General features: G+C 66.4%; 24 protein-coding genes and 1 tRNA gene. 14 read left to right on the forward strand and 11 right to left on the reverse strand.

The genetic code is table 11. From position 1 onward, the window contains the following. Positions 1-2 precede the first annotated feature (2 nt). The 9 genes from ACRDNQ_RS02210 to ACRDNQ_RS02250 all read left to right on the forward strand — a co-directional run bounded on the left by ACRDNQ_RS02210 (position 3) and on the right by ACRDNQ_RS02250 (position 7,499). Complete coding sequence (locus tag ACRDNQ_RS02210; RefSeq protein ID WP_431827837.1) at positions 3-1,112, forward strand: ABC transporter permease subunit; 1,110 nt, start codon at positions 3-5, stop codon at positions 1,110-1,112. Between the two features lie 79 nt (positions 1,113-1,191). Then, entirely contained in the window at positions 1,192-2,199 is a 1,008-nt protein-coding gene (locus tag ACRDNQ_RS02215) for an amino acid ABC transporter permease (protein ID WP_431826990.1), read from the forward strand. A 17-nt stretch (positions 2,200-2,216) separates the two neighbouring features. Next, positions 2,217-2,957 (forward strand): amino acid ABC transporter ATP-binding protein, encoded by a 741-nt coding sequence (locus ACRDNQ_RS02220; RefSeq protein ID WP_431826991.1) that lies wholly within the window; start codon positions 2,217-2,219, stop codon positions 2,955-2,957. Between the two features lie 38 nt (positions 2,958-2,995). Then, positions 2,996-3,703 (forward strand): GntR family transcriptional regulator, encoded by a 708-nt coding sequence (locus ACRDNQ_RS02225; protein WP_431826992.1) that lies wholly within the window; start codon positions 2,996-2,998, stop codon positions 3,701-3,703. A 77-nt stretch (positions 3,704-3,780) separates the two neighbouring features. Continuing rightward, positions 3,781-5,085 carry an NAD(P)/FAD-dependent oxidoreductase gene (locus tag ACRDNQ_RS02230; protein ID WP_431826993.1) on the forward strand — a complete coding sequence of 435 codons (1,305 nt, stop codon included), beginning with the start codon at positions 3,781-3,783 and terminating at the stop codon, positions 5,083-5,085. Positions 5,086-5,104: 19 nt separating this feature from the next. Further along, positions 5,105-5,851: an SDR family oxidoreductase gene (locus tag ACRDNQ_RS02235; RefSeq protein WP_431826994.1), complete on the forward strand. Its 747-nt coding sequence runs from the start codon at positions 5,105-5,107 to the stop codon at positions 5,849-5,851. A 22-nt stretch (positions 5,852-5,873) separates the two neighbouring features. Further along, positions 5,874-6,674 carry an SDR family NAD(P)-dependent oxidoreductase gene (locus tag ACRDNQ_RS02240; protein ID WP_431826995.1) on the forward strand — a complete coding sequence of 267 codons (801 nt, stop codon included), beginning with the start codon at positions 5,874-5,876 and terminating at the stop codon, positions 6,672-6,674. Between the two features lie 14 nt (positions 6,675-6,688). Beyond that, entirely contained in the window at positions 6,689-7,210 is a 522-nt protein-coding gene (locus ACRDNQ_RS02245; protein WP_431826996.1) for a hypothetical protein, read from the forward strand. Positions 7,211-7,304: 94 nt separating this feature from the next. After that, entirely contained in the window at positions 7,305-7,499 is a 195-nt protein-coding gene (locus ACRDNQ_RS02250; RefSeq protein WP_431826997.1) for a hypothetical protein, read from the forward strand. Positions 7,500-7,767: 268 nt separating this feature from the next. Here the strand turns inward: ACRDNQ_RS02250 and ACRDNQ_RS02255 are convergent, their stop codons facing one another. Further along, positions 7,768-8,658: a LysR family transcriptional regulator gene (locus ACRDNQ_RS02255; RefSeq protein ID WP_431826998.1), complete on the reverse strand. Its 891-nt coding sequence runs from the start codon at positions 8,656-8,658 to the stop codon at positions 7,768-7,770. A gap of 136 nt (positions 8,659-8,794) precedes the next feature. Between ACRDNQ_RS02255 and ACRDNQ_RS02260 the strand changes: the two genes are divergently transcribed. The 3 genes from ACRDNQ_RS02260 (at position 8,795) to ACRDNQ_RS02270 (ending at position 12,650) form a co-directional block, all read left to right on the forward strand. Next, positions 8,795-9,454 carry a hemerythrin domain-containing protein gene (locus tag ACRDNQ_RS02260; protein ID WP_431826999.1) on the forward strand — a complete coding sequence of 220 codons (660 nt, stop codon included), beginning with the start codon at positions 8,795-8,797 and terminating at the stop codon, positions 9,452-9,454. A 758-nt stretch (positions 9,455-10,212) separates the two neighbouring features. Further along, a complete protein-coding gene (locus tag ACRDNQ_RS02265) occupies positions 10,213-10,542 on the forward strand; it encodes a hypothetical protein (RefSeq protein ID WP_431827000.1) in 330 nt (109 codons plus the stop codon). Positions 10,543-10,625: 83 nt separating this feature from the next. Next, entirely contained in the window at positions 10,626-12,650 is a 2,025-nt protein-coding gene (locus tag ACRDNQ_RS02270; protein WP_431827001.1) for a hypothetical protein, read from the forward strand. A gap of 112 nt (positions 12,651-12,762) precedes the next feature. Here ACRDNQ_RS02270 and ACRDNQ_RS02275 read toward each other — a convergent pair whose 3' ends face one another. From ACRDNQ_RS02275 to ACRDNQ_RS02295, 5 genes are all read right to left on the reverse strand, one after another. Further along, complete coding sequence (locus ACRDNQ_RS02275; protein ID WP_431827002.1) at positions 12,763-13,329, reverse strand: hypothetical protein; 567 nt, start codon at positions 13,327-13,329, stop codon at positions 12,763-12,765. Between the two features lie 324 nt (positions 13,330-13,653). After that, positions 13,654-15,813 (reverse strand): DUF6538 domain-containing protein, encoded by a 2,160-nt coding sequence (locus ACRDNQ_RS02280; RefSeq protein WP_431827003.1) that lies wholly within the window; start codon positions 15,811-15,813, stop codon positions 13,654-13,656. 89 nt (positions 15,814-15,902) lie between these two features. Continuing rightward, positions 15,903-15,977: transfer RNA gene (locus ACRDNQ_RS02285), tRNA-Gln, on the reverse strand. A gap of 67 nt (positions 15,978-16,044) precedes the next feature. Next, positions 16,045-17,865 carry a capsule biosynthesis protein gene (locus ACRDNQ_RS02290; protein WP_431827004.1) on the reverse strand — a complete coding sequence of 607 codons (1,821 nt, stop codon included), beginning with the start codon at positions 17,863-17,865 and terminating at the stop codon, positions 16,045-16,047. After that, a complete protein-coding gene (locus ACRDNQ_RS02295; RefSeq protein WP_431827005.1) occupies positions 17,843-18,502 on the reverse strand; it encodes an ABC transporter ATP-binding protein in 660 nt (219 codons plus the stop codon). The genes ACRDNQ_RS02290 and ACRDNQ_RS02295 overlap by 23 nt, the downstream gene beginning before the upstream one ends. Positions 18,503-18,706: 204 nt before the next feature. Here ACRDNQ_RS02295 and ACRDNQ_RS02300 point away from each other — a divergent pair, with 204 nt between their 5' ends. Both ACRDNQ_RS02300 and ACRDNQ_RS02305 read left to right on the forward strand, forming a co-directional pair. After that, entirely contained in the window at positions 18,707-19,354 is a 648-nt protein-coding gene (locus ACRDNQ_RS02300; RefSeq protein WP_431827006.1) for a uracil-DNA glycosylase family protein, read from the forward strand. 26 nt (positions 19,355-19,380) lie between these two features. Next, on the forward strand, positions 19,381-20,148 hold the full coding sequence (locus tag ACRDNQ_RS02305; RefSeq protein ID WP_431827838.1) for an SseB family protein: 768 nt from the start codon (positions 19,381-19,383) through the stop codon (positions 20,146-20,148). A gap of 9 nt (positions 20,149-20,157) precedes the next feature. On the opposite strand, the gene ACRDNQ_RS02310 is transcribed toward ACRDNQ_RS02305, so the two are convergent. From ACRDNQ_RS02310 to mreC, 5 genes are read right to left on the reverse strand one after another with little or no spacing between them, the layout of a single operon-like run. Further along, positions 20,158-21,087 (reverse strand): 2-hydroxyacid dehydrogenase, encoded by a 930-nt coding sequence (locus ACRDNQ_RS02310; protein ID WP_431827007.1) that lies wholly within the window; start codon positions 21,085-21,087, stop codon positions 20,158-20,160. After that, positions 21,084-22,229 (reverse strand): rod shape-determining protein RodA, encoded by a 1,146-nt coding sequence (rodA, locus tag ACRDNQ_RS02315; RefSeq protein ID WP_431827008.1) that lies wholly within the window; start codon positions 22,227-22,229, stop codon positions 21,084-21,086. The genes ACRDNQ_RS02310 and rodA overlap by 4 nt, the downstream gene beginning before the upstream one ends. Beyond that, a complete protein-coding gene (gene mrdA, locus ACRDNQ_RS02320) occupies positions 22,226-24,169 on the reverse strand; it encodes a penicillin-binding protein 2 (RefSeq protein ID WP_431827009.1) in 1,944 nt (647 codons plus the stop codon). The genes rodA and mrdA overlap by 4 nt, the downstream gene beginning before the upstream one ends. Next, entirely contained in the window at positions 24,166-24,705 is a 540-nt protein-coding gene (locus tag ACRDNQ_RS02325) for a rod shape-determining protein MreD (protein WP_431827010.1), read from the reverse strand. The genes mrdA and ACRDNQ_RS02325 overlap by 4 nt, the downstream gene beginning before the upstream one ends. After that, positions 24,698-25,609 (reverse strand): rod shape-determining protein MreC, encoded by a 912-nt coding sequence (mreC, locus tag ACRDNQ_RS02330; RefSeq protein WP_431827011.1) that lies wholly within the window; start codon positions 25,607-25,609, stop codon positions 24,698-24,700. Before mreC ends, ACRDNQ_RS02325 begins: the two co-directional genes overlap by 8 nt. Between the last annotated feature and the right edge of the window lie 6 nt (positions 25,610-25,615).

Genomic DNA, 25,615 nt, shown 5'->3' on the forward strand with positions numbered 1-25,615 from the left:
CGGTGTTCGTTATCGCGATCTTTGCACTGCTGACGGCCGCCGTCGTCGAAGGACGCCAGAACCTCGCGGCACAGGGGATCACCACGGGCTTCAGCTTTCTCGAACGGTCGACCGGCTTCGACGTCGGTTTCAGGCTGATCGATTACGGTGGCTACAGCAGCTACGCGCGGCTTCTGCTGGTCGGCCTTCTGAATACGCTGCTCATGGGCACGCTGGGCATTCTGGCGGCGAACCTTGTCGGATTGATCATCGCGATCCTCAGGATCTCAGGCAATTCCATCTTAGAGGCCATCGGCGTCGTCTATACCGAGCTGTTCCGCAACATCCCAATGATCTTGCAGGTGATCTTCTGGTACATGCTGCTCTTGCAGCTGCCGCCGCCGCGGCAGGCGTTTCAAGGTCTGGGCACCATCCTGTCGTCGCGGGGCGCCTATGTTCCCGCCCTCAATGTCAACACCGACCATGCCGTGATCGCTATTGCGGTAGCAGTCGCGGGGCTGCTGGCGCTGCTGGTCACAGCGGTCTCGCGAGGGCTATCGCGCCATGCGGCGATCCGGCGTATCCGCTGGTCGCTGGCGCTGGCCACCCTGGTCGCCGCGACGGTGACGCTGTGGCTGGGCCGCATACCCGAGACGCAACTGATCTCCTGGCCGGAGTTGCAGGGGCTGAACATCCGCGGCGGCATGCGGCTTCAGCCCGAGTTCGTCGCGCTGTTGTTCGGCATGGCGATCTACGGCGGGGCCTATATCGCCGAAATCATTCGCGCTGGTTTCATTTCGGTCGGAAGGGGGCAGATTGAGGCCGCTCGATCGCTGGGGCTGACGCCGCTTCAGGTCTTTTCACGCGTGCAATTGCCCTTGGCCATTCGCGCGGTGCTGCCCTCGCTGATCAACCTTTATGTCTGGCTGTTCAAGGCGACGACACTGGGCGTCGTGGTGGGGTTCACCGATTTCTTCGCCGTGATCTCGGTATCCATCAACCAGGCCGGACAGACGCTGGAGTTGATTGGCATCCTGATGCTGACCTTCGTGCTCATCAACAACTCGCTCGCCTTCGTCCTGAACCGCGTCAACAAGGCCATCGCCCTCAAGGGCAGTCATCTTCGGTCGTAGGGACACAGGCATGTCGATGATCCAGAACGCATCCATCGATCGACCCACGGACCTTTTCCGCTCTGTCCGGGCGCGGCCGTTGAACACTCTTGCCACGGCCCTCGGTCTGAGCCTTGCGGTGCTGGTTGTGTGGCAACTTCTCGACTGGGCCGTTCTGAACGCGGTCTGGTCGAGCCCCGATGGAACCTCTGAAGCCTGCCGCGGCAGTACGGGAGCCTGCTGGGCGGTCATCCAGACGCGTTGGCGCTTGATTCTGTTCGGTCTGTTCCCGTTCGAGGAACAATGGCGGTCCAGCCTCGCATGCATCGCACTTGTTGTGGTGGCGGTCCTGTCCTGCGTGCCGCGTTTCTGGACGATCCTGCGCTTATCCGTGCTGTGGGTGGCGGGTTTTGGGTTATTCTATCTGCTGATGGCCGGTGGGGTCTTTGGGTTGACCCCCGTCAGCCCCGACCGCTGGGGCGGGTTGACGCTGACGGTCTTCATCTATGCAGCGGGGATGCTGATCGGCATGCCGTTGGCCATCGTGCTGGCCTTGATGCGCCGTTCGAGGCTTCCAGTGATCGCGGTGACGACCGGGCTTCTGATCGACACGGTGCGGTCGCTGCCGCTGATCACCATACTATTCACCGCGGCACTGATCCTGCCCTTCGTGCTTCCGGCCTGGCTGGTGGGCGACAAGATCTGGCGCGTGATCCTGGGCTTTGCGCTCTTCTTCGCCGCCTACGAGGCAGAGAACATCCGCTCGGGGATCCAAGCGCTTCCCGCCGGTCAGGACGAAGCCGCCCAGGCCCTCGGACTCGGCTACTGGAACAGGACGTTCCGGATCATTCTGCCGCAGGCGTTCCGCATCGCCCTTCCGCCGACGATCAACCAGTTCGTCATCAGCTTTAAGGAAACCTCGTTGATCGTCATCATCGGCTTCTTCGAGGTCATGGCCTCGGGCAAGGCCGCGTTTGGCACCGGAGAATGGGCCTTCGCATGGGTCGAGGTCTACACCTTCGTGGCGATGATCTACTTCGTCTTTGCATTCAGCCTGTCGCGCTACGGCGCGTATCTCGAACGGCGCTTGCGCGTCGGTCACAATTGAAGCTTTGGGAAGCACAGATGACGGAAATGGCCATCCGAATTCGCGCAGTCAATAAGTTCTACGGCTCGTTTCACGCGCTGAAGAACATTGATCTGACCATCGCCAAGGGCGAACGCATCGTGGTCTGCGGACCATCGGGGTCGGGCAAGTCGACTTTGATCCGCTGCATCAACCGTCTGGAAGAGCATCAGGCCGGTTCGATCAACGTGCTGGGCACGGAGTTGAACGACAACGTCGACAACATCGACGTGATCCGCCGCGAGGTCGGCATGGTGTTCCAGCACTTCAACCTCTTCCCGCACCTGACGGTGCTGGAGAACTGTACCTTGGCCCCGATGCTTGCGCGCAAGATTCCGCGGGCCGATGCCGAGAAGACGGCGATGAAATACCTCGAAAGGGTTCGCATTCCCGAGCAGTCGAATAAGTTCCCCGGCGAACTGTCGGGCGGCCAGCAGCAGCGCGTGGCCATAGCGCGTGCGCTGTGCATGTCCCCCGAGATACTGCTGTTCGACGAACCGACCTCGGCGCTGGATCCCGAGATGATCAGCGAGGTTCTTGACGTGATGGTCAACCTCGCTCGGGAGGGTATGACGATGGTCTGCGTGACGCATGAGATGGGATTTGCCCGGCAGGTGGCCGACCGGGTGATCTTCATGGATAAGGGCGAGGTTGTCGAGGAAGCACCGCCGGCCGATTTTTTCGGTGCCCCGAAGAACCCGCGTACAAGGAAGTTTCTTGACCAGATCCTTTCGCATTGATCGCGGGTCTTGTTATATCAAGAAATCATGGGCCGAGAATGGAAAGATTGAAGATGGCAAGTGCTCCGGACGCGCTGGAAACACTTACCCCGGTGGGGCGCTCCGACACGCTGGCGCAGAAGGTGCGCACGCAGTTGAAAGAGGCGGTGATGGCCGGGCGGTTCGCTCCTGGTGAGAAACTGACGATCCGCAGCGTCGCCGGGGCACTTCATGTCAGTCTGACTCCCGCGCGCGAGGCGCTCTACAACCTTGCATCCGAGGGTGTGTTGGAGATGCGGCCCAACGGTTCCGTCTATGTCCCGGAACTGACCGTCGCGCGGATTGTCGAACTCACCAAGATACGTGTCGCCTTGGAAAGCCTTGCCGCCCGCGAGGCGGTCACCCAAATCTCCGATGCGGGAATCGCCGAGATCGCCGCGCTGAACAATGCGATGATCGAGAGGAATGAGAGCAAGGACTATTCGGCGCTCATCGCGATCAATTGGAAGTTCCATTTCACGCTCTACCGAGCCAGCCAGATGGATCATCTGGTGCGGCTGATTGAAGGGTGCTGGCTGATGACCGGCTCTTCGCTGAACGTGATCTATCCGAAGTTCGGCGAGGTCAGCGAAGGCATCAGCAATCACGTGCAGATCGTCCGCGCCTTGGAGCGGCGCGATGCGGACCGTGTGGCGCTGGCGATCACGACAGACATCAATCTCGCTTCAGACGCCCTGATCTGTGCCGTCCAGCATTCCGGCGACTGAGCACGCCGCCGACAGGAGGAAGGTGTCGCTCGAAATGTGTTATTTCATACAACAGCAGGCGGGACGAAAGACAAGCCATGACGCGGATTGACGGAACCATGCGCGGGGTTCACTGGGCCACGACCAGCCCTGAACCCGCTTTCGTGGCCAAGCCGGTAAACCGACGAACGGACTATGACATCGCCGTGGTAGGTGCCGGATTCTGCGGCCTGTCGATTGCCTTGCACGCGGCGACGGCGGGGGCTGCGGTTGTCGTGGTCGAGGCCGGAACGGTCGGTTGTGGCGCGTCGGGCCGCAATGGCGGTATTGTGGTTCCGCATTTTCCCGGAGCGATGACACCCGACGATGCGGTGATGCAGCTTGGTAGGACCAAGGGCGAGGCTCTGGCAGAACTGGTTGCTGGCGGGCCCGGGTTCGTCTTCGATCATGTCCGCGCCCTGGGTATCGACTGCGAAGCCGAACAGAACGGCTGGCTGCAACCGGCGCATTCGCCCGCCTCGCTGAAGAAAGTGCGGCGGGTGTATCAGTCCTGGCAGGCGCGCGGTGTTGACGTAGAATGGCTCGACGGCGCCGACGTGGCCGCGCTGACGGGCGCGCAGGGCTATGTCGGCGGATGGTTCCGCAACACGGGCGGAACGGTGAATCCCTATGCCCTTGCACTTGGGCTGGCGCGCGTCGCCGCGGCGCGCGGCGCCGACATCCGTCAGAACGCGCCGGTGATCGGGATCCGAAGCGAGGGCGCCGTCAGGGTGTTGAACACGGCGCAGGGCGAGATCCGGGCGCGCAAGGTGGTCATTGCGACCAATGCCCATACGCCCGCGCTGTACCCGGGACTGGAAAGCTCGGTGATCCCGGTGCTGCTCTATCACGGCTTCACGCGCCCGATGCGGGACGACGAGCGCAGCGCGATCCTGCCAACGCGAGCCTGCTTCACCGACCTTCGCAAATCCGGGGGCTTTGCGCGCTACAATTCGGAGAACCGTTTGATAATGGGCGGAGCGATCTTTCGCCCCTCTGATCAGCGCGCCTGGTCCGAGCGCCACTCGCGCCGCCGTCTGACCGAACTCTTCCCACAGTTGAGCGATCTGCAGGCCGAAAGCTTCTGGACCGGCTGGTGCGCGCTGACGAACGAAGCGCTACCGGCTGTTCAGCGCCTGGAGAAGGACGTCTATTCCCTGATCGGCTTTTCCACCCGCGGGGTGGCGCTGGCGCAGACATTGGGCCGCGAGATGGCCGCCTTCCTGTGCGAATCCCGCACCGAGGCCGAGCTGCCCGTCCGCGTCGGTGGCATCCGCAAGATCGCCCTGCAGCCGCTCAAGCGGTTTCTCGGCGGTTTCGCCTTTCCCATCTACCAGTTGCGCGACTCATTGGGCCTGACCTGAACCGCGAGAAGGACACATCATGACACAAGATTTTCAGGGCAGGACGGCCGTCGTCACGGGCGGCACCGGTGGTATCGGCAGCGCGGTTGTGCGGCGCCTTGTCTTGGCGGGCTGCAAGGTCGTCTCGGTTTCGCTCAACGCAGAGGAAGCGGCCGCTTCGCTTGCCGCCGAGAGTGGCGCCGAATGCCTGAACCTCGATGTGCGCGACCGCAAGGTTGTGATGGATGCGCTCGCACCGGCTGATCCGGACTTCCTGGTTCTGGCGCATGGTGCGCTTGGCCGAACCGGGACTCTCTTCGACCAGCCGGAAGATAGCGTGCATCGGCTTCTGGACGTGAACGTCCTTGGTGTACAGAACTGCCTGCAGGCGGTCATTCCGGGAATGATAGCCCGCAATGACGGGCATGTGGTGATGATCGGCTCGGTTGCCGTCTACCCCAGCCTCGGTCAACCGGTCTATTCGGCCACCAAGGCGGCCGTCCATTCCATGGCTCGCAACCTGCGGATGGAGCTGTTCCCGCACCGTGTCCGCGTCACCGAGGTACGGCCCGGGCGCGTGGCTTCGGGCATGCATGCCGAGATGTTCGAAGGAGGATTGGCCGAGGCCAAGAAGCGGCTCTACGACCCTGTGCATTGCCTGACCCCCGACGAGATCGCCGAGGCCATCGTTTGGGCCTTAGAGAAACCTGCGCATCTTTGCGTGGCGGAGCTCGAAATCCTGGCAACCGAACACGTTATCGGCGGCGTGCGATATCACGGTCTTTAGCGGCTCGCCCCCGTGCCGCTCGGTGCTGGCGGCGGTCGTTAGGAAAAGGAACCCCGAGATGCAGTCCACTCCCTCTACCATTGTAACCGGAGCCGCCAGCGGCATCGGCCTCGCGACGGCAAAGCGTTTTGCCGCCGAGGGCCATGCTTTGGTCTTGGCCGACCGCAGGATCGAAGCCCTGCAAGAGGCGGTCGAGCAGCTGCCCACCGGAACACCGGTGCGCCTCTGTCCGGGTGACGTCACCGAACCCGCGTTTGCGACGGCTTGCGCGGCCACCGCGGTCGAGGCTTTCGGCCGGGTCGATGCGCTCGTCACGTCGGCCGGGATCGTCAGGACCGGGGCTTCGCTGGATCTGCCGCCCGAGGACTTCAAGGCGCAGATGGATGTCAATGTCACCGGCTCGTGGCTTTTCGCGCAGGCCGTCGCCCGAGACATGGTGCGACGTAAGGCGACCGGCGCGATCGTGATGATCGGATCGGTCTACGGGAAGTCGGGCGCACCACAGCGAGCGGGCTACTGCGCCTCCAAGGGCGCCACGCATCTCCTGACGGAATCCCTGGCGGTCGAATGGGGACCCTTGGGAATACGCGTGAACGCGGTCGCGCCGACGGGCGTGCGCACTCCCATGGTCCAGTCGCTGATGGACGAAGGAAAATACAACATGGCCGGGGTGAAGGCGCGAACGCCGCTTGGTCGGCTGGCCGAACCCGAAGAGGTGGCCGCCGCCTGCTGGTTCCTCGTCTCCGACCAGGCCAGCATGATTACAGGAACGGTCCTGCCGGTGGATGGCGGCTGGTTGGCAAATGGCTATACCTTCGGCTGAAAGGAAGCCCGGCGATGACCCTGACGTTTCGCGGCACAAGCTACTCGAAGGTCGATCTCGAAGCCTGTCTGCCCCTGGCCCAGCGTCTTCGGGCCGAAGGAAGGCATTGGCATTTCCACGTGCTTTCGCCGACCTGCCTGCACAATCCGCTTGCGGGCGAATATGCGCTGGTAATTGAGGATGACGACGCCGCAACTGCCTATATCGCCAAGGCGGGTGAAACATTCCCGGAGGTAGACAAGGTTCTGGTCCGAATGCTGCATGGCGACACCATCTTCGACGGGGCAAGCGACAGGCGGTTCGAAGATACCAGATCGTCGCGGATCCTGGCCCACCTGCAGGGCCTGCAGGCTCGTGGCGAGCCTTGGCACCATCACATGCATTTCCCCTCCTGCGTCTTCAATCCCTCGCCGGGGAAGTGGTCGATATCCGTCGAGAGTGTCGGCCTTCTCGTGGCGGAAGCCTTTGAACGCGAACCGGTGGACGTACTGCGGGAGGTCGAACGGATGTATTTTGCAAACATGGACAGCGCCTGATCTCCTCGGTTGGCTGAGAAGGTGACGGACTGCTGAATACAGGAGGTCACGGCGAACAGAAACCAAGTCATTATTGCGCGAGAATATTCTCAATGTGACGATTTCATCGCCGACCTTGGCGAAGGTCCTCAATTTGTCGGAGACCGCCGTCGTCTTGTATTCCCTTGATAGGGCTGGCGAGCGCATCGAGATTAGCGAGTTCAAGAACGTCGTCGGCCGCGCCGGCCGCGCCTATGTCGATGTCAAGGGCATCGTTCTCTACCCCATGTTCAACGAGATCGCCAAGTAGCGGCGCGACTTGGAAGCCCTCATTACCGACCTCGGCGCGCGCGCCTGCCCTCGAACGACCGCTTTGGGTCAGCTGCGTCGCAGCACGCGCTGCTTGGAGAAAGTCAACTAAGGGCCGTCTTGTCCGCATGGCGCGGCCAAGAGATCGAATACGAACGGCGGAACCCACTCCTCTGCTGCACCAAGTTGCCGCGGGGATTTGCGGGCAGAATTAGCTGTACTATGCGACCGAGCAGCACGAGAGACTTCGGGTGCTCGCGCCGAGGCATTCAGCAACCGTTGCCGGACACCGCGCGGAAGCAGTCGATGATGAAGTCCTCAAGGACACGCAACCGTCTCGGGCGGCGTGTATGTCTCGGGTAGACGAAAACGATATCCGCGCCCGGGTAGAGCCAATCCTCCAGCACCGTTACGAGGCGTCCGGCCGCAAGGTCCGGCGCGACGAGGTAGCGGATCATCTGGAGGACCCCGCCGCCCGAGGCCGCCATCTCGACGGCGGGCTCGCTGGCCTCGAAGACGGCGCGTGCCTCGAGATGCAGCAGCGTCGTCTCGCCATTTCTGTGGAAGCGCCAGGGCAACGGAGCGCCCGTGGCCGATGACCTGATCGAGATCGTCCGGTGCGCATGCAGGTCGCCGGGAACCGTCGGCGCGCGATGGCGCGCGAGGTAGGCGGGCGCGGCGCAGGTCACGAAAGGGATGCGGCCAAGCGGTCGGGCGACGAGGTCCCGGTCCGGGACCTCGCCGATGAAGACCGCGCCGTCGAGTGCTTCGCTCACGAAGTCGGGCAGGCCGTTCCGGGCCAGGATCTCGATCTTGAGGTCCGGGTGGGCGTCGAGGAAGGCGGGCAACCTGGGCGCGGCGATCTGATGGGCGAAGCCCACGGGCATCTGGACGCGCAGGTGCCCGGCGACCTTGCGCCCGGCATCCTTCACCTCCTCCTCGAGATCGACGATCTCCGACAGGATCACGCGGACGCGTTCGAGGTAGCGCGCCCCTTCGTCGGTCGGCCGGACGCTGCGCGTGGTCCGGCGCAGGAGCTGCACGCCGAGATGCGCCTCGAGGTCCTTGATCGCTGCGCTGGCGACGCTGCTCGATATCCCGAGTTCATGGCTCGCCCGCGCGTAGCTGCCGAGTTCGGCGACGCGCTGGAAAAGGGTCATGGCGCGGAGGCGGTCCAAGGGATTGTCCTGAAATCCAGAAGAGTAATCGCCAGTATTCCGAAATGATGGATGCCCGCAAGTGGTCTACTCCCGGCGCACCGGACGGGGTCCGGACCCTACATGCCAGGAGCACCTGATGATCACCGAGAGAAGACACGATCCCTACGGCGCCGTCCACAAGGGCATCCGCGCCGCCCACATGCGCTGCCTCGTCGCAATCGGGGCGGCGGACGCAGCCAGCGACGCGCAGATCGCGCGCCTCGTCGCCGAGATCAACGAGCACCTCGCGATGTGCGGCACCCATCTCGAGGACGAGAACGCGGTCCTGCATGTGGCGCTCGACGCCCGCCGCCCCGGCGCGACCGCGCATGCGGCCGAGGATCACGACGACCATCTCGCCAGCTTCGCGGAGCTGAAGGCGCTCCTGTCGCCGCTCGCCGCCGCTGCCCCCGGCAATCGCGCCCCCGTGCTCGCCGCTCTCTATCGGCGCTTCGGGCGGTTCGTGGCCGACGATCTTCTGCACATGGAGCACGAAGAGCATGTGCTGCTGCCGGACCTGCAGGCGGCGTTCACGGATGAGGAACTGCGGGAGCTCGAAGGCCGCATCGTGGCGACGATCCCGCCGGAGCACATGGTCCTGTTCCTCGACGCGATGCTGGAGGCGATGCCGAAGGCAGACGGGACCGCCATGCTCGATGCCATGCGGGCCGGGATGCCGCCCGCGGCTTATGCCGCGCTCATGCAGGCGGTCGAAGATCGTCGCCGGGGCCGCACGTCCATGGCGCATGCCGCCTGAGCCAGCCGGGCCGGTTTACCGACCGGCCTTTCCCCAGCACACAACGGAGTCCAGCATGTTCTACTTTCCTCTCGATGCCCGGCACAGGACACCGCGCTGTCCCATGGGCAACACGGCCTACTGCATTACCGGCGATTGCGCCTATTGCCCGAAGGGCGGCCGGAGGCGTGCACCCCCTTTGCCGGGGGATCTCAGGCGATAGCGCGCAACAAGTTGGAGAAGGCGGCCGACGCCGACATGCTCTTCAGCCGTCTTTGCCGTTGTCGGCCTCCACGGTCTGCAGCAGGCGGCTGGGGTTCCCTACCCGGATGCCGGCGACCAGCATCTCAGAGCGGCTCGGCGTGCCGCGTCGTCCACGTGCGCTGGAACGCCGGCCTCGCGTGCAACCCGTCCAGCCAAGCGCGCAGGTGCGGGTATCCTGCAAAGACCAAGCGTGCCCTCGTCCGGGCGGTTGGTATCCGTATGGACCGGTCATCTGAGGCTTTCGGTCAGATGACCGGGAGGTCGGCGGTGCGAACCTTCATTCCTGGCGGAGCGAAGGTCCGTTCACCACCCAAAGCGTATGTGACCGCCGGGGCGCCGCGACCGTCGTTATCTCATCTGCAAATTGCGCGTGAGTTAGGGCTGCCTTCATGGATTCCGTTTTGGTCTTCTCCAGAACGACCAATCTTGGAGAGGAGGAGAGGCACGCCCCGCTATCGAGCGGGGTTTTGTCAAATCCTCTTTGTCCAACCGTTTGCCGAATCGAGGTCGCTTTCATGTTGCCCCAACCCTCCAAGGTCGGTCGCCCCCGCTCCTATACCACCGCGCAGCTCTCCGACGTCCTCACCATCGTCCGCAAGGATGGGTCCGAGCCCACCGTCGACGCCGTCCGGGACGTTCTTTGTTCGCAGTTCGAAGTACCCCGGACGGTACGGGCGGAAACCCTCGCGCGCGAAATCGCGGTGCAGATAGCGGAGCAGGATCGGCAACCCGCTGAACTCTGTGCGGCAGAGAATGCGCGGTCAGAGATCATGCAGGAGTTCACCCGCATCGTCGGCGCCCTCAAGCGTGACGACGCCGCCACCAGCCTCACGCCCCGCGGCTGATCGAATTCCTGACCCGCAGTCACAGCGTCCGTTCGCGTGACCCGTGCGGACCGCTCCGTCTGGCCTCTGTCCATGAGCACTCCATGACCTCTCTTCACCAGATCTACCTTGCACTTCAAGACGGCTCCCTGCGCCATGCAAATCCGCAGGCGGCGATTGCCGCGCTCGATGTCGTTTCGCATTTCCACGGTCTGCCGCTCGCCATGCTCGATCTCGACGCGCCGAAATTCGCTCTCGCCTTTCCGCGGGACCAGGTGCCGGACTTCGCGCAACCGGTCTTCGGACGCGAGGTGCCGCGCTATCGCCAGTTTCGCAACACGGTCCTCGACTGCCAGATGCTGGCCGATCCCGGGGATGTCGACGGCTCGGGCTGGTTCAGCCTTCAGCGCCTCGCCCGGCTGTGCTTGGGAGACACGGCCAGGGCTCTGTCCGGTGTCACGTCGGTCATTCCCCGCGGCACTGAGCCAGGGGACCTCGACCGTGACCTCGCGCTTTCCACCGAAAGGACTCTGGACGGCAGGCCGCGAAGCGCCTTCCGCCATGGCCTGAGCCTCATCGACCGGCTGCATGACTTCGACCTCGCGCGGAAGAGCGGTCTCCTGCCCGCAGAACGGATCGGCCGGCTTCCGACACGAAAGGACCATGCAGGGCTGGAGCCCCTGCCGATCACGCTCCGGGCGCTGAGGGATGCCTCGCCAAGATCCACCCAGAACGCCATCGATTTCCTCTGGCGCCTCGCCGTCGCCGCGGGTGTTTTCCCGAGGGGAGACGATCCTTCTCTCGAAGCGTTCGCGCAGCGCCTTCCGGAACTCGCGCGCCTCGACCCCGCCTGCCATGGGCTTGCGCTCTCCGGGAGGACGCTGAACGGATACTACCAGAGACTTGTGCGGGTTCTCGTGTCCGCCGGTTGCCCGGACCCGCGCGTTTCGCCCCCTCGGGCGTCCTGGCGCCGGCTCCACAAGGCGGCTGCTGCCGCCGGCGTGAACCCGGCGGAGCTCTATCCCGTCTCGTCGCGCGCCGTGCGCGACGGCCTCGGACCGGGCGAGGTGACGCCGGCCTGGTTCGCGCAGACGTGCGCGATGCTCGACAGCACCGGCAGCAGCCTCTTCAACCGCGGGGCCGTCGCATTCGACGGGCTGCGGGGCGACAGCGGTATCCCGCCGGAATTGCTGCCGGCGGAACCCTCCGGCATGAGGCGGGCGCGGCGCCGGCGCGGGACGCCCGCGCCGCCTCCGGCTCCGCGCCCTGCGAAAGAGCTCGACAGCTGGGTCGAAGCCTGGGTGCAGCTCTTCGCGGCGGCACGCGCAGAGGGCTTCGACAACGCCTCGCTTCATCCGCTCTACAGGCTGCGGGCGCAGGCTATCCGGGCGCGGCTCGCTCCCCGGGACCTCACCGTGGACTGGATCGTCGATCTTCTCGAACAGGACTCTGCGGGGCTGTCCTCGGCCATTTACGCTTCCACGCGGCTTCTCGACAGCTTCGCCGGCCACGCGCGGCTGAGAGATCTTGTGCAGCCCGAGAAGCTCGCGGCGGAGGTGTATGCCCGACGCCACGACCGGCGTCCCCTCTCGAGGCCCCTCGAAGCGGCCCTCGAAGAGACGCTGGACCTGATGGGGGCGCGCGGGTCTTACCGTCGGGAAGCGGCGGCCGCACTGAAGGCACTCGTCGAGGTTTCTGGGACGTATTCGAATCTCGACAAATTGCTCCGGCGGCGGTTCGACGCCTTCGACTGGAGCCCGTTCGGCGATCGGGAGAAGGCGTATATCCTCGTGCTCACGCGGTTGCGGGACTTCCGGAACCTTCCCTGGTCGGACAACTGGCGTGCGCTGCAGCGGACGGTCGTCGGCGCCGGGGTGCCCATGGCCGAAAACCCCGTCCCCAGGCTGCTTCCTTACGCCGAGAGGTTGGAGCCGTCCGAGCTCGACGCGTCCTGGGCCAGGGAGACGGATCGGAGGCTGCGGAGCACGGTGCTCAATCCTCCGCACGGGCGGGCCGATCTCGCCGGCACTTTCGCGAACAATATCCGTCGGCTCGACCGCCTCCACGCCATCGCGGAGGTCGCCGCGAGCGGCCTCCTGCCGCCGCGGATCGGCACGTATCGCGCGTAGGGCGGGAGGTTCGGCCTCTTGCCGGGCCCAGGGCGTATCCGCCTCGGGCCGCATCGTTGCGGCGCGCCGGCGGCGGAGCGTCCGTCCGCCGGCGTCGCTACGCCGGCGGGACCTAAGCGATGCGGGGCGTGTAGGGCAGGCCCTCGAAGAGTTCGTAATCGGACGGGTAGACCTCCCTCGCGAGCGCGAGAACGCGGTCCGAGAGGTCCGCGTCGACGCGGCACGAGCCCAGGAGCGCCGTTGCAATTTCGCGGCGAAGCCGGGCCGGGACGGGTCCCGACCGCGATGCGACGGTCATCCCCGCGACGGTGTCAGCCAGCGTGAAGGCGAGGGTCCAGTCTCCGGCATGGTCCTTCGACCTTGCCTTGGAGAGCGCCGCCAGCAGCACCTCAAGCGCGGCGTCCGGCGTGCCGCCAAGGGCGACGGGGACGCGGGCGTACCAGCCCCCGACACGGACCGCGAAGACGGGCAGGATGTCGTCCCTGTTGCGGAACGCGCGCAGGCCTACCCAGACCGCCGCGTCCCTGAAGCGGCGCTGGTCGATCATGGGGATGAGTGGGCTGCTGGTGGCGACGGTGATGCGGAGGTTCGTGCCATCCGTCCGGAACCGCACCGTGGAGCAGGTCAGGGACGGGGTGGACGGCGTCGGGTCGAAGGGGGATGCGAACTGGAAGGACATGGGGTGACTCCATTCTGGATGATGCTGAACCGTCGTGACGGGGATCGTCACGAGAAGGAGGTTGGAGCGTTCGCCTGCGCCCGGAACCGAAGGCGGCTCACCCGGAAGAAACAATTGGTTGCCGGCGCGTGACCGGGCGCAGATGAGAAGCGTGCGGCGCGGCCAGGCACGTTGCGGGCGTCCAATGCCGCCGCGAAGCCCGACGGCCTGACAGCCACTTCAGGCGTCGGCTACCGAAGCGGCCCTGCGCCTTGCCCGCTCGGCTGTCGTCGGGGCCCGAGCGCCCCGGACCACAGCGCGGGGGAAAGAGGGGCCTGTCTTCGGTCAGGCCAGCGCCCGGAAATGCTCCACGAACTGGCGCTTGCGGGGGTTGTCCGGTGTCTGGAGGACGCCGTCGCCGACGATCCGGTTGATCCGGCGGCCGATTTCGATGGGAGGCAACGCGGCGATGGACGGGTCGTCCGGCGCGAGGCCGGCCGCGCCGTCGCCGAGAACGCGGCACTCGAAGCAGGGCACGGTAGAGCCGTGGGCGAAGATCGTGATGGTGTGTGCCTCGCCCGCCTCGTCGAGGATCAGGTCCGCCACGTAGCGCTCTGCACCGCCGAGCGCGCAACCCGCGATCACCGGGAAGCCGTGCCGATGCGAGAACGCGACCTCGATCCCGAAGTCGGCCCGTTCGAGGCAGTCCTTCAGGAGCGCGGCCTTCTGGGCGGTATAGTGGCGGTTGATGATGGTCCCGTTCTTGTGCCCGAGGATGGCCTGCCGGAAGCCGTCGCCGATCAACTGGTCGTTCATGGCCGTGCTCAGAGTCTTGCGGAGCGCATAGAGGTCCTCGTTGAAGTCCGCCAGATCGAGGCGGGCGAAGAGGTGCCGCAGATGGCTGCCGAAGGCACCGGCCGGGTCCTCCACGGAGCCCCGGTCAAGCGCCTCCGGGAACAGGAAGCTGCCGTGAGACGGGGGCAGGGCGCGGATCCACTCCACGAAGCCCAGATCGAGGAGGATCTGCGGGATTGGCACGTAGCGGCGGGAGGGGTCGTTCTTGACGCGCTGGTCGAGGTCCTCGCCGATGCCCATGCACAGAACGCCATCATGACGAACGAGCTTGCTGCGCTTCAGCTGCACAGCCTCGGCGACGCGGAGCCCCATCGTCAGGATCAGGAGCGGGACCCAGTAGGTGGCGTCCCGGATGATCATCTTCCCCGGCCGCCACCGCCAGTAGGTCGAGGCGCATCCGGCGTAGATCGGGCTGGTGAGGAGTTGCGAGATCCGGTCCGGCGTCCAGACTGCGCGGTCCTTCGGCCGCATGACGCGAATGTAGAGCTCGTCGTCCTTCCGGTCCGCCTCGATGAGGCCCTGGAGTTCCCGGTAGCCGATGATGCGCAACTCGTCGGCAATGCCGAACTCCTCGCGGGCAACCCGCACGACGCGGTTCAGAACATCGCGATGCTTCTCGAGCGTGCGCGGCGTCATGCGCGGCGTGAGCTCATGGGCGAGGAGGTGGCGCTTCTCGTAGACGGAGATCGCCATCGCGCGCACCTCCTCGGTCAGGAGCTCGTCGGCGGCGTCGGCGCGCTCGATCTCCTCCTCCTTGCCGATGACGGTGCCCTCTGACCTGTAGCGGTTCTTGCCGTGACGCCTGCCGTGGTGGATCGGCAGGCGCGCGATCCGGGCGAAGGCGGCCTTCTGCCTGTCTTTCGTGAGGAGCGTGACGGGAATGTCCCCGAGAAACTCGAGGAAGAGAGCGCGGGCCGCGCGCATGCCGGGCAGCATGCTGGGCTTGGTCTGGAGCGCGATGGCCTTGTCGAAGGCCTCCGACAGGAGCACCGGGCGCGCGACGAACTGGTCCACGGGCGCCGCCGAGACCGTGGCCACGAGGGGCTGGGCAAGACGCAGGGCGTCCTCGCCGTCCTCCACGCGCGTTTCGAGCGTCGCAATATCGGCCTTGAGGTGAAGGGCCTTGCGGCCGAGGGCGACTGGCATCTCCTCAGGGAGCGCCACGCCGACTGACGTCGCCGCTTGGCGGCACCAGGGGTCGACCGGCGCGAAGTCGTTGCGCCGGGCGGCGCGCCGCAAAGCCGTCACTTCGGCTTCGAGCGCGGCGATCCGCGCGTCGATCTCGGCGTCGCTGCGCGTCTGCGCCGTCTCCTGCCGCTCGATGATCCGGCCGAGTTCACGCCGGAGCGCCTCGGCCAGGATCGTGTCGATCTCGGCCGGAGAGAGCTCGATCCTGTCGAGGTCCCGCATCACTTGTTCCTCTGCGTCGCTGAAAGCGACGAGGAGGGCGGCGGCCCGGATCGTCGCGTCGAACAGAAGGTGTGTTCGAAGCGAAAAACAGAAAAACGAGCGCGAGCACCGGCCGGCGAGCGCGGTTCCGACGCGCTTGCGGAAGTACCAGGTGGCGCCGCGGCGGAGGAGGTAGGGGCCGCCCGTGCGGGGCCGGGCGCGGCGGCGTGAATCGGGGCCGCCCGGAGCGCCTTGTGTCACACCTTGTGTCACAAACCCGGGGGAGGGGAGTGAAGGCGGGGACTCAGGGGAGGTCAAGCCCTTGATATGTTTTGATTTTTTGTGAGGCATGGCTGGGGTGGTAGGATTCGAACCTACGGTACACGGTACCAAAAACCGCCGCCTTACCACTTGGCTACACCCCAGCAGCAGGGCGCTGTGTAATGCGCCCTCTCGGCCTGTTCAAGCCCCAAACAAGGGGGAATTCGGGCCTCAAACCTGTTCGCGCAGGATCGAGATCGTGATCGACGCCATCAGGTAGAGTCCCGACAGCACAAGGAAGGCGAGAAGCGTGTTTTCGAAGGCGCGCGGATAGCTCGCTTCTTCGGGCAGGACCGGATTGACGATGCGGGACAGGTAGGTCACCTGGCGATTTGCCTCGATCCGCGCGGTCTCGACTTGGCGCAGCGCCTCCTGCATCATCATGGTCCGCGTCTCGAGGTCGACTTCGGCCATCCTGAGTTCACCCGAGATGCGCGCCAGCGACCGCGCCCCCCCGGTGGTGTCGGTCATCTGCGACCGAAGGTCGGCCACAAGTTGCTCGAGCCGCGCGATGTCGCCCTCGACCCCGGACACCCGCGCCTGGTTCGGCTGGCTGTTGTCGAGAAGCTGGTCGCGCTGCAGGCGCTTCTCGGCCAGCTGGGTCTCGAAGGTGGTGATCTGGCCCATCAGGGCAGCGGTCTCGGACTGCGGGTCGAGAACGCCAAGCTGTTCCTGCAGGTCAAGCACCCGCCCTTGCGCGGCGATCATCTTCGCTTCGGCCTCTTGCAGGGCGTCGAAGGCGCCGGACATCTGGTCCTGGCGCATCTTCTGCGTCAGGCTGTCGGCCTGTTCCTCGGCATAGCTGATCAGGCGCTCGGAGAACGCCACGCTGACCTCGGGCGCCGGGGCCTTGACCTCAAGCCGGATCACCCCTTCGGTCGGGTCGTAACCGATCGACACGAGACGCTTGTAAAGCTTGTAGGCCTCTTCGTTCGTCGCGTCGGCGGGCAGGCGCAGCAAGGGGTCGATGGCGGGATCGCTGAAATACCCCTCGAAGCCCATGTCCTCTTCGAGGCGCAGCATGGCCTGCATCGAGGCGAGGTAATCCTGAACCCCGACCGCGTCCTGGCTCGTGGCAAGCCCGGTCCCCGAGAACAGGCCGCCCAGACCGCCGGCGGAAGCCGGACCGCCGGACTGGTCGATCCGAAGGCTCGACTTCGTGGAGTAAAGCGGCGTGGCCACCGCGAAGTAGTAATAGCCCGCCAGCAGCGTCGGCAGGAGGACGAAGAACGACAGCCGGGCAAAGAGCATCGCCAACCGACGACGGCGGCGACGCACGATGTCGCGCTGGATTTCCTGCACCTCGCGCGCGCGCTCGACGATGGGATTCGGCGGGGCAGGCGGCAAGGCCGGGGTCGGGGCCTCGCCCGGCACGGTCTGGGGCAGATGGATGCCACCCTCGGGGGGGGCACCGTCGGCCGGCGCGCTTCGCGATTGCGGCACGACAAGCTCAAGCAGGCTTTCGCGCCTGAACGGGTCGATGCCCGCGGCACGCAAAAGCCGGACCGCGTCGAAATCCGACGCGGGCTGGAAGCCGTGCTTCTGGGCCATGCGGCGGGCCAAGCGCAATTGCCGGCCGGTCAGGCCCTCGCGGCCGATCTCGGCGATGGCGCCTTGAGGCCCGACCGCGGCGGGCTGGGTCCCGGCGGTCTGGGTCGCGGCGGTCTGGGCCGCTGCGGCCTGGGCCCTGGCGGCCTCGGCCTTGGCCGAGCCGGGATAGGGCGCCGCGCCGAAGCCATCGTCGTGCGGGGCCAGAAGCGACGCGCCGTCGTCCGGCGTCGCGCCGCGCGGGGCAGCCTCGGGCCGGGCGCCGACGCCGGTGCCCTGTGAGGCCCCCTGTGAGGCCCCCTGTGTCGCCCCTTGTGTTCCCCCCGGTGCGGCCCCCGTCACGGGCGTCATCGGGTTCTTGGCGGCCGGGGTCGCGCCGGGGCGCAGCGCCTCGATCTCGTCGCGCCGGATGCGGAACCGCCTAGCTGTGGGTTTGGTAGTCATAAAGCGCGCGCGCCTCTTCCAGCGTATCGAATTGAAGGAACTGGCCGTCCTTGAGGACCGCCGCCGACCGGCAGAACTTTTCCAGCGTCGCCGCCTGGTGCGACACGATCACGACGGTCGCGGTCTGAAGCCGCTCGCGCAGGATCATGCCCGCGCGCCGGTTGAATTCGGTATCCGTGGTCGCGGGCATGCCTTCGTCGATCAGGTAGATGTCGAATTCCATCGCCAGGAGCAGCGCAAAGCTGAAGCGCGCGCGCATTCCCTGGCTGTAGGTGCCCACCGGCATGTCGAAATACTCGCCAAGCCCACACAACCATCGGCAGAACGCCTCGAGATAGTCGGGGTCGATCCCGTAAAGCCGCGCGATGAAGCGCGAATTCTCAAGTGCGGACAGCCGGTTGACCACGCCGCCCATGAACCCCAGCGGAAACGAGACCCGGCAGTCGCGCAGGATCGTGCCTTCGTCGGGCTTCTCGAGGCCGGCCATCATGTTGATCAGCGTGGTCTTGCCGGTGCCGTTCGGGGCAAGAATGCCCAGAGAATTGCCAAGCTCGACGCGGAACGACGCGCGGTCGAGGATCACCTTGCGCTGCGTGCCTGTCCAGAAGGACTTGCTGACGTTGTCGAATACGAGCATGCCTGCCCCGCGATGCCCCTTGCCGTGCCCGGTTCTAGTCCGGACATCGTTAATCATAGCCTAGTATGTGGCCGAGAGGCCCGAAAGATCAATTCCTACCTTGTCCGGCGCGCAGATCCCTGCCGTCGGCGGGTTTGCGCCGCACCACCTTGATGTTGCCCGGGATCGGCGCGATCTCCCGCTGAGGAAGGCAGAGGAGGCGCGATGAAGCCCGAAGTCCGCTCTGGCGAGGTCCCGCCGGCGCGTGCCGCTGACAGATCCGGGGATCTTGCGGCGCGCATCGCCGGCTGTCGGATTTGCGCCGCGCGGTTCGCCGCCACAGCCACGGCCCACGCGCCGCGCCCGGTGGTCTGGTTCCGTCCCGGCGCGCGCATTCTTGTCGCCGGGCAGGCGCCGGGGCTTCGGGTACACAAGGCCGGGCGGCCGTTCCTCGATCCCTCGGGCGACCGGCTGCGTGACTGGATGGGCATCGGGGCCGACCGGTTCTATGACCGGGGGCGCGTCGCGGTGGTGCCGATGGCCTTCTGCTTTCCGGGGTATGACGCCACGGGCGCGGATCTTCCGCCGCCGCCAGTCTGCGCTGCCACCTGGCACCACCACGTCATGGCCGCGCTGGGCGAGGTGCCGCTGACGCTTCTCGTCGGGGGCTATGCCCATCGCTGGCACATGGGCCACGCGGCCACCATGGGCGGCGTGACGCAGACGGTGGCGCGCTGGCGCGATCATGCGCCGCGCGTCTTTCCCTTGCCTCATCCCTCCTGGCGCAATACCGGATGGCTCAAACGCAACCCGTGGTTCGCGGACGAGGTTCTGCCCGCCCTGCGTGCCCGCGTGACAGAGGTGCTGTCGTGACGCCCATCGATGCCGCCCACGCCGCCATGGAAGCCGCCCCCGAGGACGACGGCGCGCGTCTTGCCTTCTACGAGCGGCTGGCGGAGGGCGAGCTTTTCCTGCTGCTGGAACGCGAGGCCGGCCCCGATGCGGTCGAGCCCCGGGTGCTGACGCTGTCCTCGGGGCCTGTGGTCGCGGTGTTCGATACCGAAGACCGGCTGGCCGATTTCGCCGGCGCCGAGGCCGCCTATGCGGCCATGCCCGGACGCAGGCTGTTCGGCATGCTGGCCGGACAGGGCGTGGCGGGGCAGGGGGTGGCGCTGGGTCTGAACCTTGGGGTGGCGCCATCGGCCTTCCTGATGCCGCCCGAGGCGATCGGCTGGCTGGCCGCGACACTGGGCGATGGCCCGGCCGAAGTCGACGCCCGGATCCTTGCGCTTGACGGCCCGTCGGGCCTGCCCGAGCGCCTGCTTCTGGCGCTTGACCGCAAACTTGCGCGGGCGGCGGGGCTGGCACGCTGTGCCTATCTGGCGCGGATCACCTACGAGGGCGGCCGGAACGGGCATCTGCTGGCCCTGATCGACGCCGAAGATGGCGCGCGCGGCGCCCTTGCGGCCGAGGTGGCCGAGGCGCTGACCTTCTCGGGGCTCGAGGCGGGGGAACTCGACGTGGCCTTCTTCGCCTCGGGCGACCCCGTTTTCGACCGGCTTGCCCGCGTCGGGCTGCGCTTCGATCTGCCCGACCCGCCGCAAGCCGTGGAACGCGCTTCGACCGCGCCGGGGATGGACCCCGACAAGCCGCCCCGCCTTCGTTAGCCGCCCGCGCTAGTAGCCCGCGCCCCGGTCGACGAGGTGAAGGAATGGCAGGCCCGCCTCGCCCCGGCGGATGTTCTCGGCGATGACGCGCGCCGCGGAGTCGGGGCGTGTCTCGGCCGCGATATGCGGGGTCACGGTGACGCGTGGGTGGCCCCAGAACGGATGTTCGGGCGGCAGCGGCTCGGTCCGGAAGACGTCGAGCGTGGCGTGCCCGACATGGCCGCTGTCAAGCGCGGCAAGAAGGGCGTCGTCGTCGATCAGCGCGCCGCGTCCGGGGTTCAGGATTACCGCGCCACGGGGAAGCAGGGACAAGGCCCGTTCGTCGATCAGGTTCCGCGTGACCGGCGTCAGCGGCAGCAGCAGCACCAGGATTTCCGAGCGCCGCAGCACCGCGTCAAGGCCATCCCGGCCCGACTGGCATTCGATCCCGGGGATGTCCTTCCTGCCCCGCGCCCAGCCCGTGACGCGGAAGTTCAGCATCGCAAGCGTCCGCGCACAGGCGGTGCCAAGCGCGCCCAGGCCAAGCACGCCGACGTGGCGGTCGCGGGCCAGGGGCGGGATGTGCCGCACCCAGGCGCCCGACTGGTGGGCAAGGCAGTGGTCGATGTTCAGGTGATGCCGCAGGGTGTGGCCCGCGACCCATTCGACCATCCCCTCGGTCAGGCCGGGATCGACCATCCGTGCAAGCGGCTGGATCAGCGTCTGGTTGCCCACGATCGTCTCGACCCCGGCCCAGAGGCTCAGCACCGCCTTGCAGCGCGTGAAGGGGCGGAAGTCCTCAAGACCCGCCTTCGGAGCGTAGACGATGTAGTCGGCCTGCCCGGGCGCGTGGTCGGGCGACAGGTCGGCGTCCAGACCCGCCTCGGCGAAGGCCGCGCGCAAGGGCGCCTCGTACTCGGCCCAGTTCTGCGGGCCGGCAGCGAAAAGGACCCGTATCATCGGCTGCGCGGCCGATGGATATGCGCCGACTGCACCAGCCCGAAGGCGCCCATGAGCACCAGCATCGCCGAGCCGCCGTAGCTGACCAGCGGCAGCGGCACGCCGACCACGGGCGCCAGGCCCATGACCATCGACATGTTGATCGCGAAGTAAAGGAAGAACGCCGCCGCGATGCCCAGCGTCAGCAGCGATCCGAACCGGTCGGTGTTCTGGATCGCCGAGATGATGCAGAACAGGATGATGAGCCCGTAAAGCGTCAGCAGCGACATCGCGCCGATGAAACCGAATTCCTCGGCCAGCGTGGTGAAGATGAAGTCGGTGTGTTTCTCGGGCAGGAAGTTCAGCCGCGACTGCGTGCCCTGCATGAAGCCGCGCCCCGTGAAGCCGCCCGATCCCAGCGCGATCTTCGACTGGGTGATGTGATAGCCCGCCCCCAGCGGGTCCTGGCTGGGGTCAAGGAAGGTGTCGATGCGCCGGTACTGGTAGTCCTGCAGAAGCTGCCACGGGGTGCCGCGCGACGAGAACACCGCCGAGACAAGGCCCACGCCCGCCGCGATCACGACGCCGAAGTACCACCAGCTGACACCGGCGCAGAACATCACGATCGCGCCCCCGACCAGCAGCAGGATCGCCGTCCCGAGATCGGGCTGGATCAGCGTCAGCGCCGTCGGAACGAGGATCACCAGCACCGGGATGAGCACCCAGAGCGGCCGAGAGACCTTCTTGACGTCGAGCCAGTCGTAATAGGCGGCCAGCACCATGACGAGCGTGATCTTGGTCAGCTCCGACGGTTGCAGCCGGATGAACCCAAGATCGATCCAGCGCTGCGCCCCCATGCCGATGATGCCGAAGAACTCGACGAAGATCAGCAGAAGGATCGACACGCCATAGGCCAGCGCCGCGACGTTGCGCCAGAACCAGATCGGGACCATCGCGACCGCGAACATCACGAAAAGGCCAAGCGCGAACCTCTCCATCTGCGGTTCCGCCCAACGGTCGAGCGTTCCGCCGGCGACCGAGTAGAGCATCAGGAACCCGACCGAGGACACCGCCACAAGAAGGATCACCAGCGCCCAGTTGAGGTGGAAGATCTTCCGCCACCCGGTCGGGATCGTCTTGACGTTATACTCGAGATAGCTCACGCGCGGCTCCTTTCGGGGCCGGGCTCCTGGCGGGGACGAATGGGCAGCGCTTCAAGATAGCTGCGCATGCGTTCCCGCTGATCCGCCGGGTAGGCCTCGATCGGGGGCAGGCCGCCGTAAAGCGCGAAAAGCAGGATGTCGCGGGCGATGGGCGCGGCCGCCGCCGACCCGCCGCCGCCGTGTTCGACCACCAGCGACACCGCATAGCGCGGCGCCTCGAAGGGGGCGTAGCAGACGAACAACGCATGGTCGCGCCGTTCCCAGGGCAGGTCGTCGTTGCTGACCACGCCGCGTGCGCGTTCGGCGGCGGTGATGTTGCGGACCTGGCTGGTGCCGGTCTTGCCCGCCATCTCCATTCCCGCCGCGACGATGCGCGACCGGGTCGCGGTGCCCCCCTGCGCGTTCGAGACGTTGAACATCGCGCGCTGCACAAGGGCAAGGTGGCTGTGGTTGGTCTCAAGCAGCGGCGCCTGGGCGACCGGCACCTCGACGCCGTTGATGGATTTCACGAGGCGCGGCTTCACGTCCCGCCCGCTGGCCAGTCGCGCGGTCATCACGGCAAGCTGCAAGGGCGAAGTCAGCACATAGCCCTGGCCGATCGAGGCGTTGAGCGAATCCCCCGGGCGCCAGGCTTCGCCGCGCACGTCGCGCTTCCACTGCGTCGAGGGGATCAGCCCCTCGGCGACGGCGGACATCGGCAGGTCGTGGCGTATCCCAAGGCCGAAGCGGCGCGCGACTTCGGCGATCTTGTCGATGCCGCAGCGGCGCGCGACCTCGTAGTAATAGACGTCGCAGGACTGCACGAGGCTCTTGTCCAGGTCGACCCGCCCATGTCCGCCGCGCCGCCAGCAGTGAAAGCGCCGCCCGCCCATGGTCATGTGCCCGGGGCAGAAGACGGTTTCGTTCGGGCTGATGACGCCGGCCTCAAGGCCTGCAAGCGCCGTCATCATCTTGAAGGTCGACCCGGGCGGATAGGTGCCCTGCACGGTCTTGTTGGCCAGCGGGCGATACTTGTCGTCCATCAGGGCGCGGTAGTCGGGGCCGGAGATGCCGCGCACGAACAGGTTGGGATCGAAGGCGGGGGCCGACCCGATGGCGACGATGTCGCCGTTCTGCGCATCCATCACCACCGCGGCGGCGCTTTCGCCATCCATCCGGGTCTGGACGAAGTTCTGAAGCGCGTGGTCAAGGGTCAGCTGCACATCGGCGCCCGGCACGCCTTCGTCGCGGCCAAGCTCGCGCATCACGCGTCCGGCGGCATTGACCTCGATCCGGCGGGTTCCCGCCTTTCCGCGCAGTTCCTCCTCAAGGCGTGTCTCGACGCCGACCTTGCCGATCTGGAACTTCGGGATCTGCAACAGCGGATCGGGGTCGGGGATGCGTTCGAGGTCGTAGTCGCTGACGGGTCCGACATAGCCCACCACATGGGCGAAATCGCCGCCCATTGGATAGTGGCGAGACAGGCCCACGTCGGGGGTGATCCCGGGCAGGGCGGGGGCGTTGACCGCGACCTTGGTGAAATCCTCCCAGCTCAGCTGGTCGGCCAGCGTCACGGGCACGAAGGGGCTGCGGCGCGACATCTCGCGCAGGTTGCGCTCGAGGTCGGTCTCGTCAAGATGGACCAGGCTGCGCAACCGCTCGATCACCGCGTCGACGTCACCGGCGTCTTCGCGCACGATGATGATGCGGTAGTTCTGCGCGTTGTCGGCGATCACCACGCCGTTGCGGTCGTAGATCACGCCGCGCGGCGGGGCGATCAGCCGCATGTTGATCCGGTTCTCTTCGGCGAGAAGGCGGAACTCGTCGGCTTCCTCGATCTGGAGCTGGCGCATCCTGACGCCCAGCATGCCCATGAAGGCCAGCATCGAGCCGCCAAGGAACAGCCCGCGCCGCGTGATGCGGCGGACGCTTTCCTCGGTATCCTTCGGCGACCGCCTCATTGCCTGTGCCCCAGCTGATCCACCTCGCCCGGCGCGGCCTTTCTCAGCCCCAGCGCCCGGGCGGTCAAGAGCACCACGGGCGGGTAGGCGGCAATCGTGATCGCCAGATGCAGCAGCGTCCGCCCCAGTCCCGGCTGATCGACGAAGAAGACGGCAAGCGCCACGGAATAGGCCAGCGTCATGGCGCCCAGCACACCCGCGACGATCGCCCATTCCAGAAGGAAGGGCAGGTCGCGCCAGCCCGGTTCGCGCGCGCGCAGGAACTCGGTCGCCAGAACCACGATTGCGGCCCAAAGGCCGGGTGGGCGCAGGAACAGGAAATCCGCCAGCAGGAAGACCGCCGCGATCAGTGTCACCGGCACATAGTCGGGCCGCCGCAGCACCCAGGCGACGACGATCAGTAGCAGAAGGTCCGGGGCCGGAAACCGCCCCGGGCCGGGATGAAGCGGGAGCAGACCGACAAGCATCACGACGGCCAGCAGCCCCAGAAGCAGCGCCCGATAGCCAAGCCGGCGCGATGTGACCGGATCAGCCATCGGTCGCCTCCTCGGCGGGGGCCTCGGCGGTCAGCGGTTCGGGCAGAAGCGGCCCGACAAGGCTGCCGGGGTCGTTCAGCCGTTCGACCGGGCGGCTGCGCAGCACACGCAGGAATTCAAGCCGCTCGTAATCTGCGGCCAGCCGCAGCCGCAGGCGGGTGTCGGTGCCGAGCACCGCCTGACCGACCAGAAGGCCGGCGGGAAAGACGCCCCCGTCCCCTGACGACACGACACGGTCGCCGGGGCGCACCTGCTCGGGGTTGTCGATGAATTCCAGAAGCGGTGCCACCGTCGTGTCGCCGGTCAGGATCGCCTTTTGCCCCGACGGCAGGATCGTCACCGGGATCCGGCTGCCCGGATCGGTCAGCAGAAGAACGCGCGAGGTCGTCTGCCCCACGCCCGAGATACGCCCGACGAGGCCCAGACCGTCGGTCGTGGCCCAGCCATCCTGGATGCCGTCGCGCGCGCCCACGTTCAACAGAACCGATTGACGGAAGGGCGAGCCCGAGTCGGCCAGAACCACGCCCGTGACGTAGGTCAGCGCCGGGTCGAGCCGCACGTTGTTGAGGTCGAGAAGCTTGGCGTTCTCCTGCTCGAGCTGCAGCGCCGCCTCGCGCCAGGCCTTCATCTGCTGAAGCTCGCGACGCAGTTCGCGGTTCTGCTCGGCCAGACGGGCGTAGGACTGGAAGCCCTCCACCAGACGCGCGGCCTTGGTCATGGGGATCAGCGCCCATTCGAAGGACGGAATGACCTGATCGACAAGGTTGGCGCGGAACCGTTCGGCCCGCGGACTGTCGATGCGCCAGAGAAGGAAGAGCAGGACAAGCACGGTCATCAGACCGGCGACCACCAACCGGCGAACCGGGCGGGTATAGGTCTCGCTCGTTCCTCGGTCTCTTGCCACGGGCGG

The organism is Saliniferula longa, from assembly GCF_050789285.1.
Taxonomy (GTDB): Bacteria; Pseudomonadota; Alphaproteobacteria; order Rhodobacterales; family Rhodobacteraceae; genus CAVPWP01.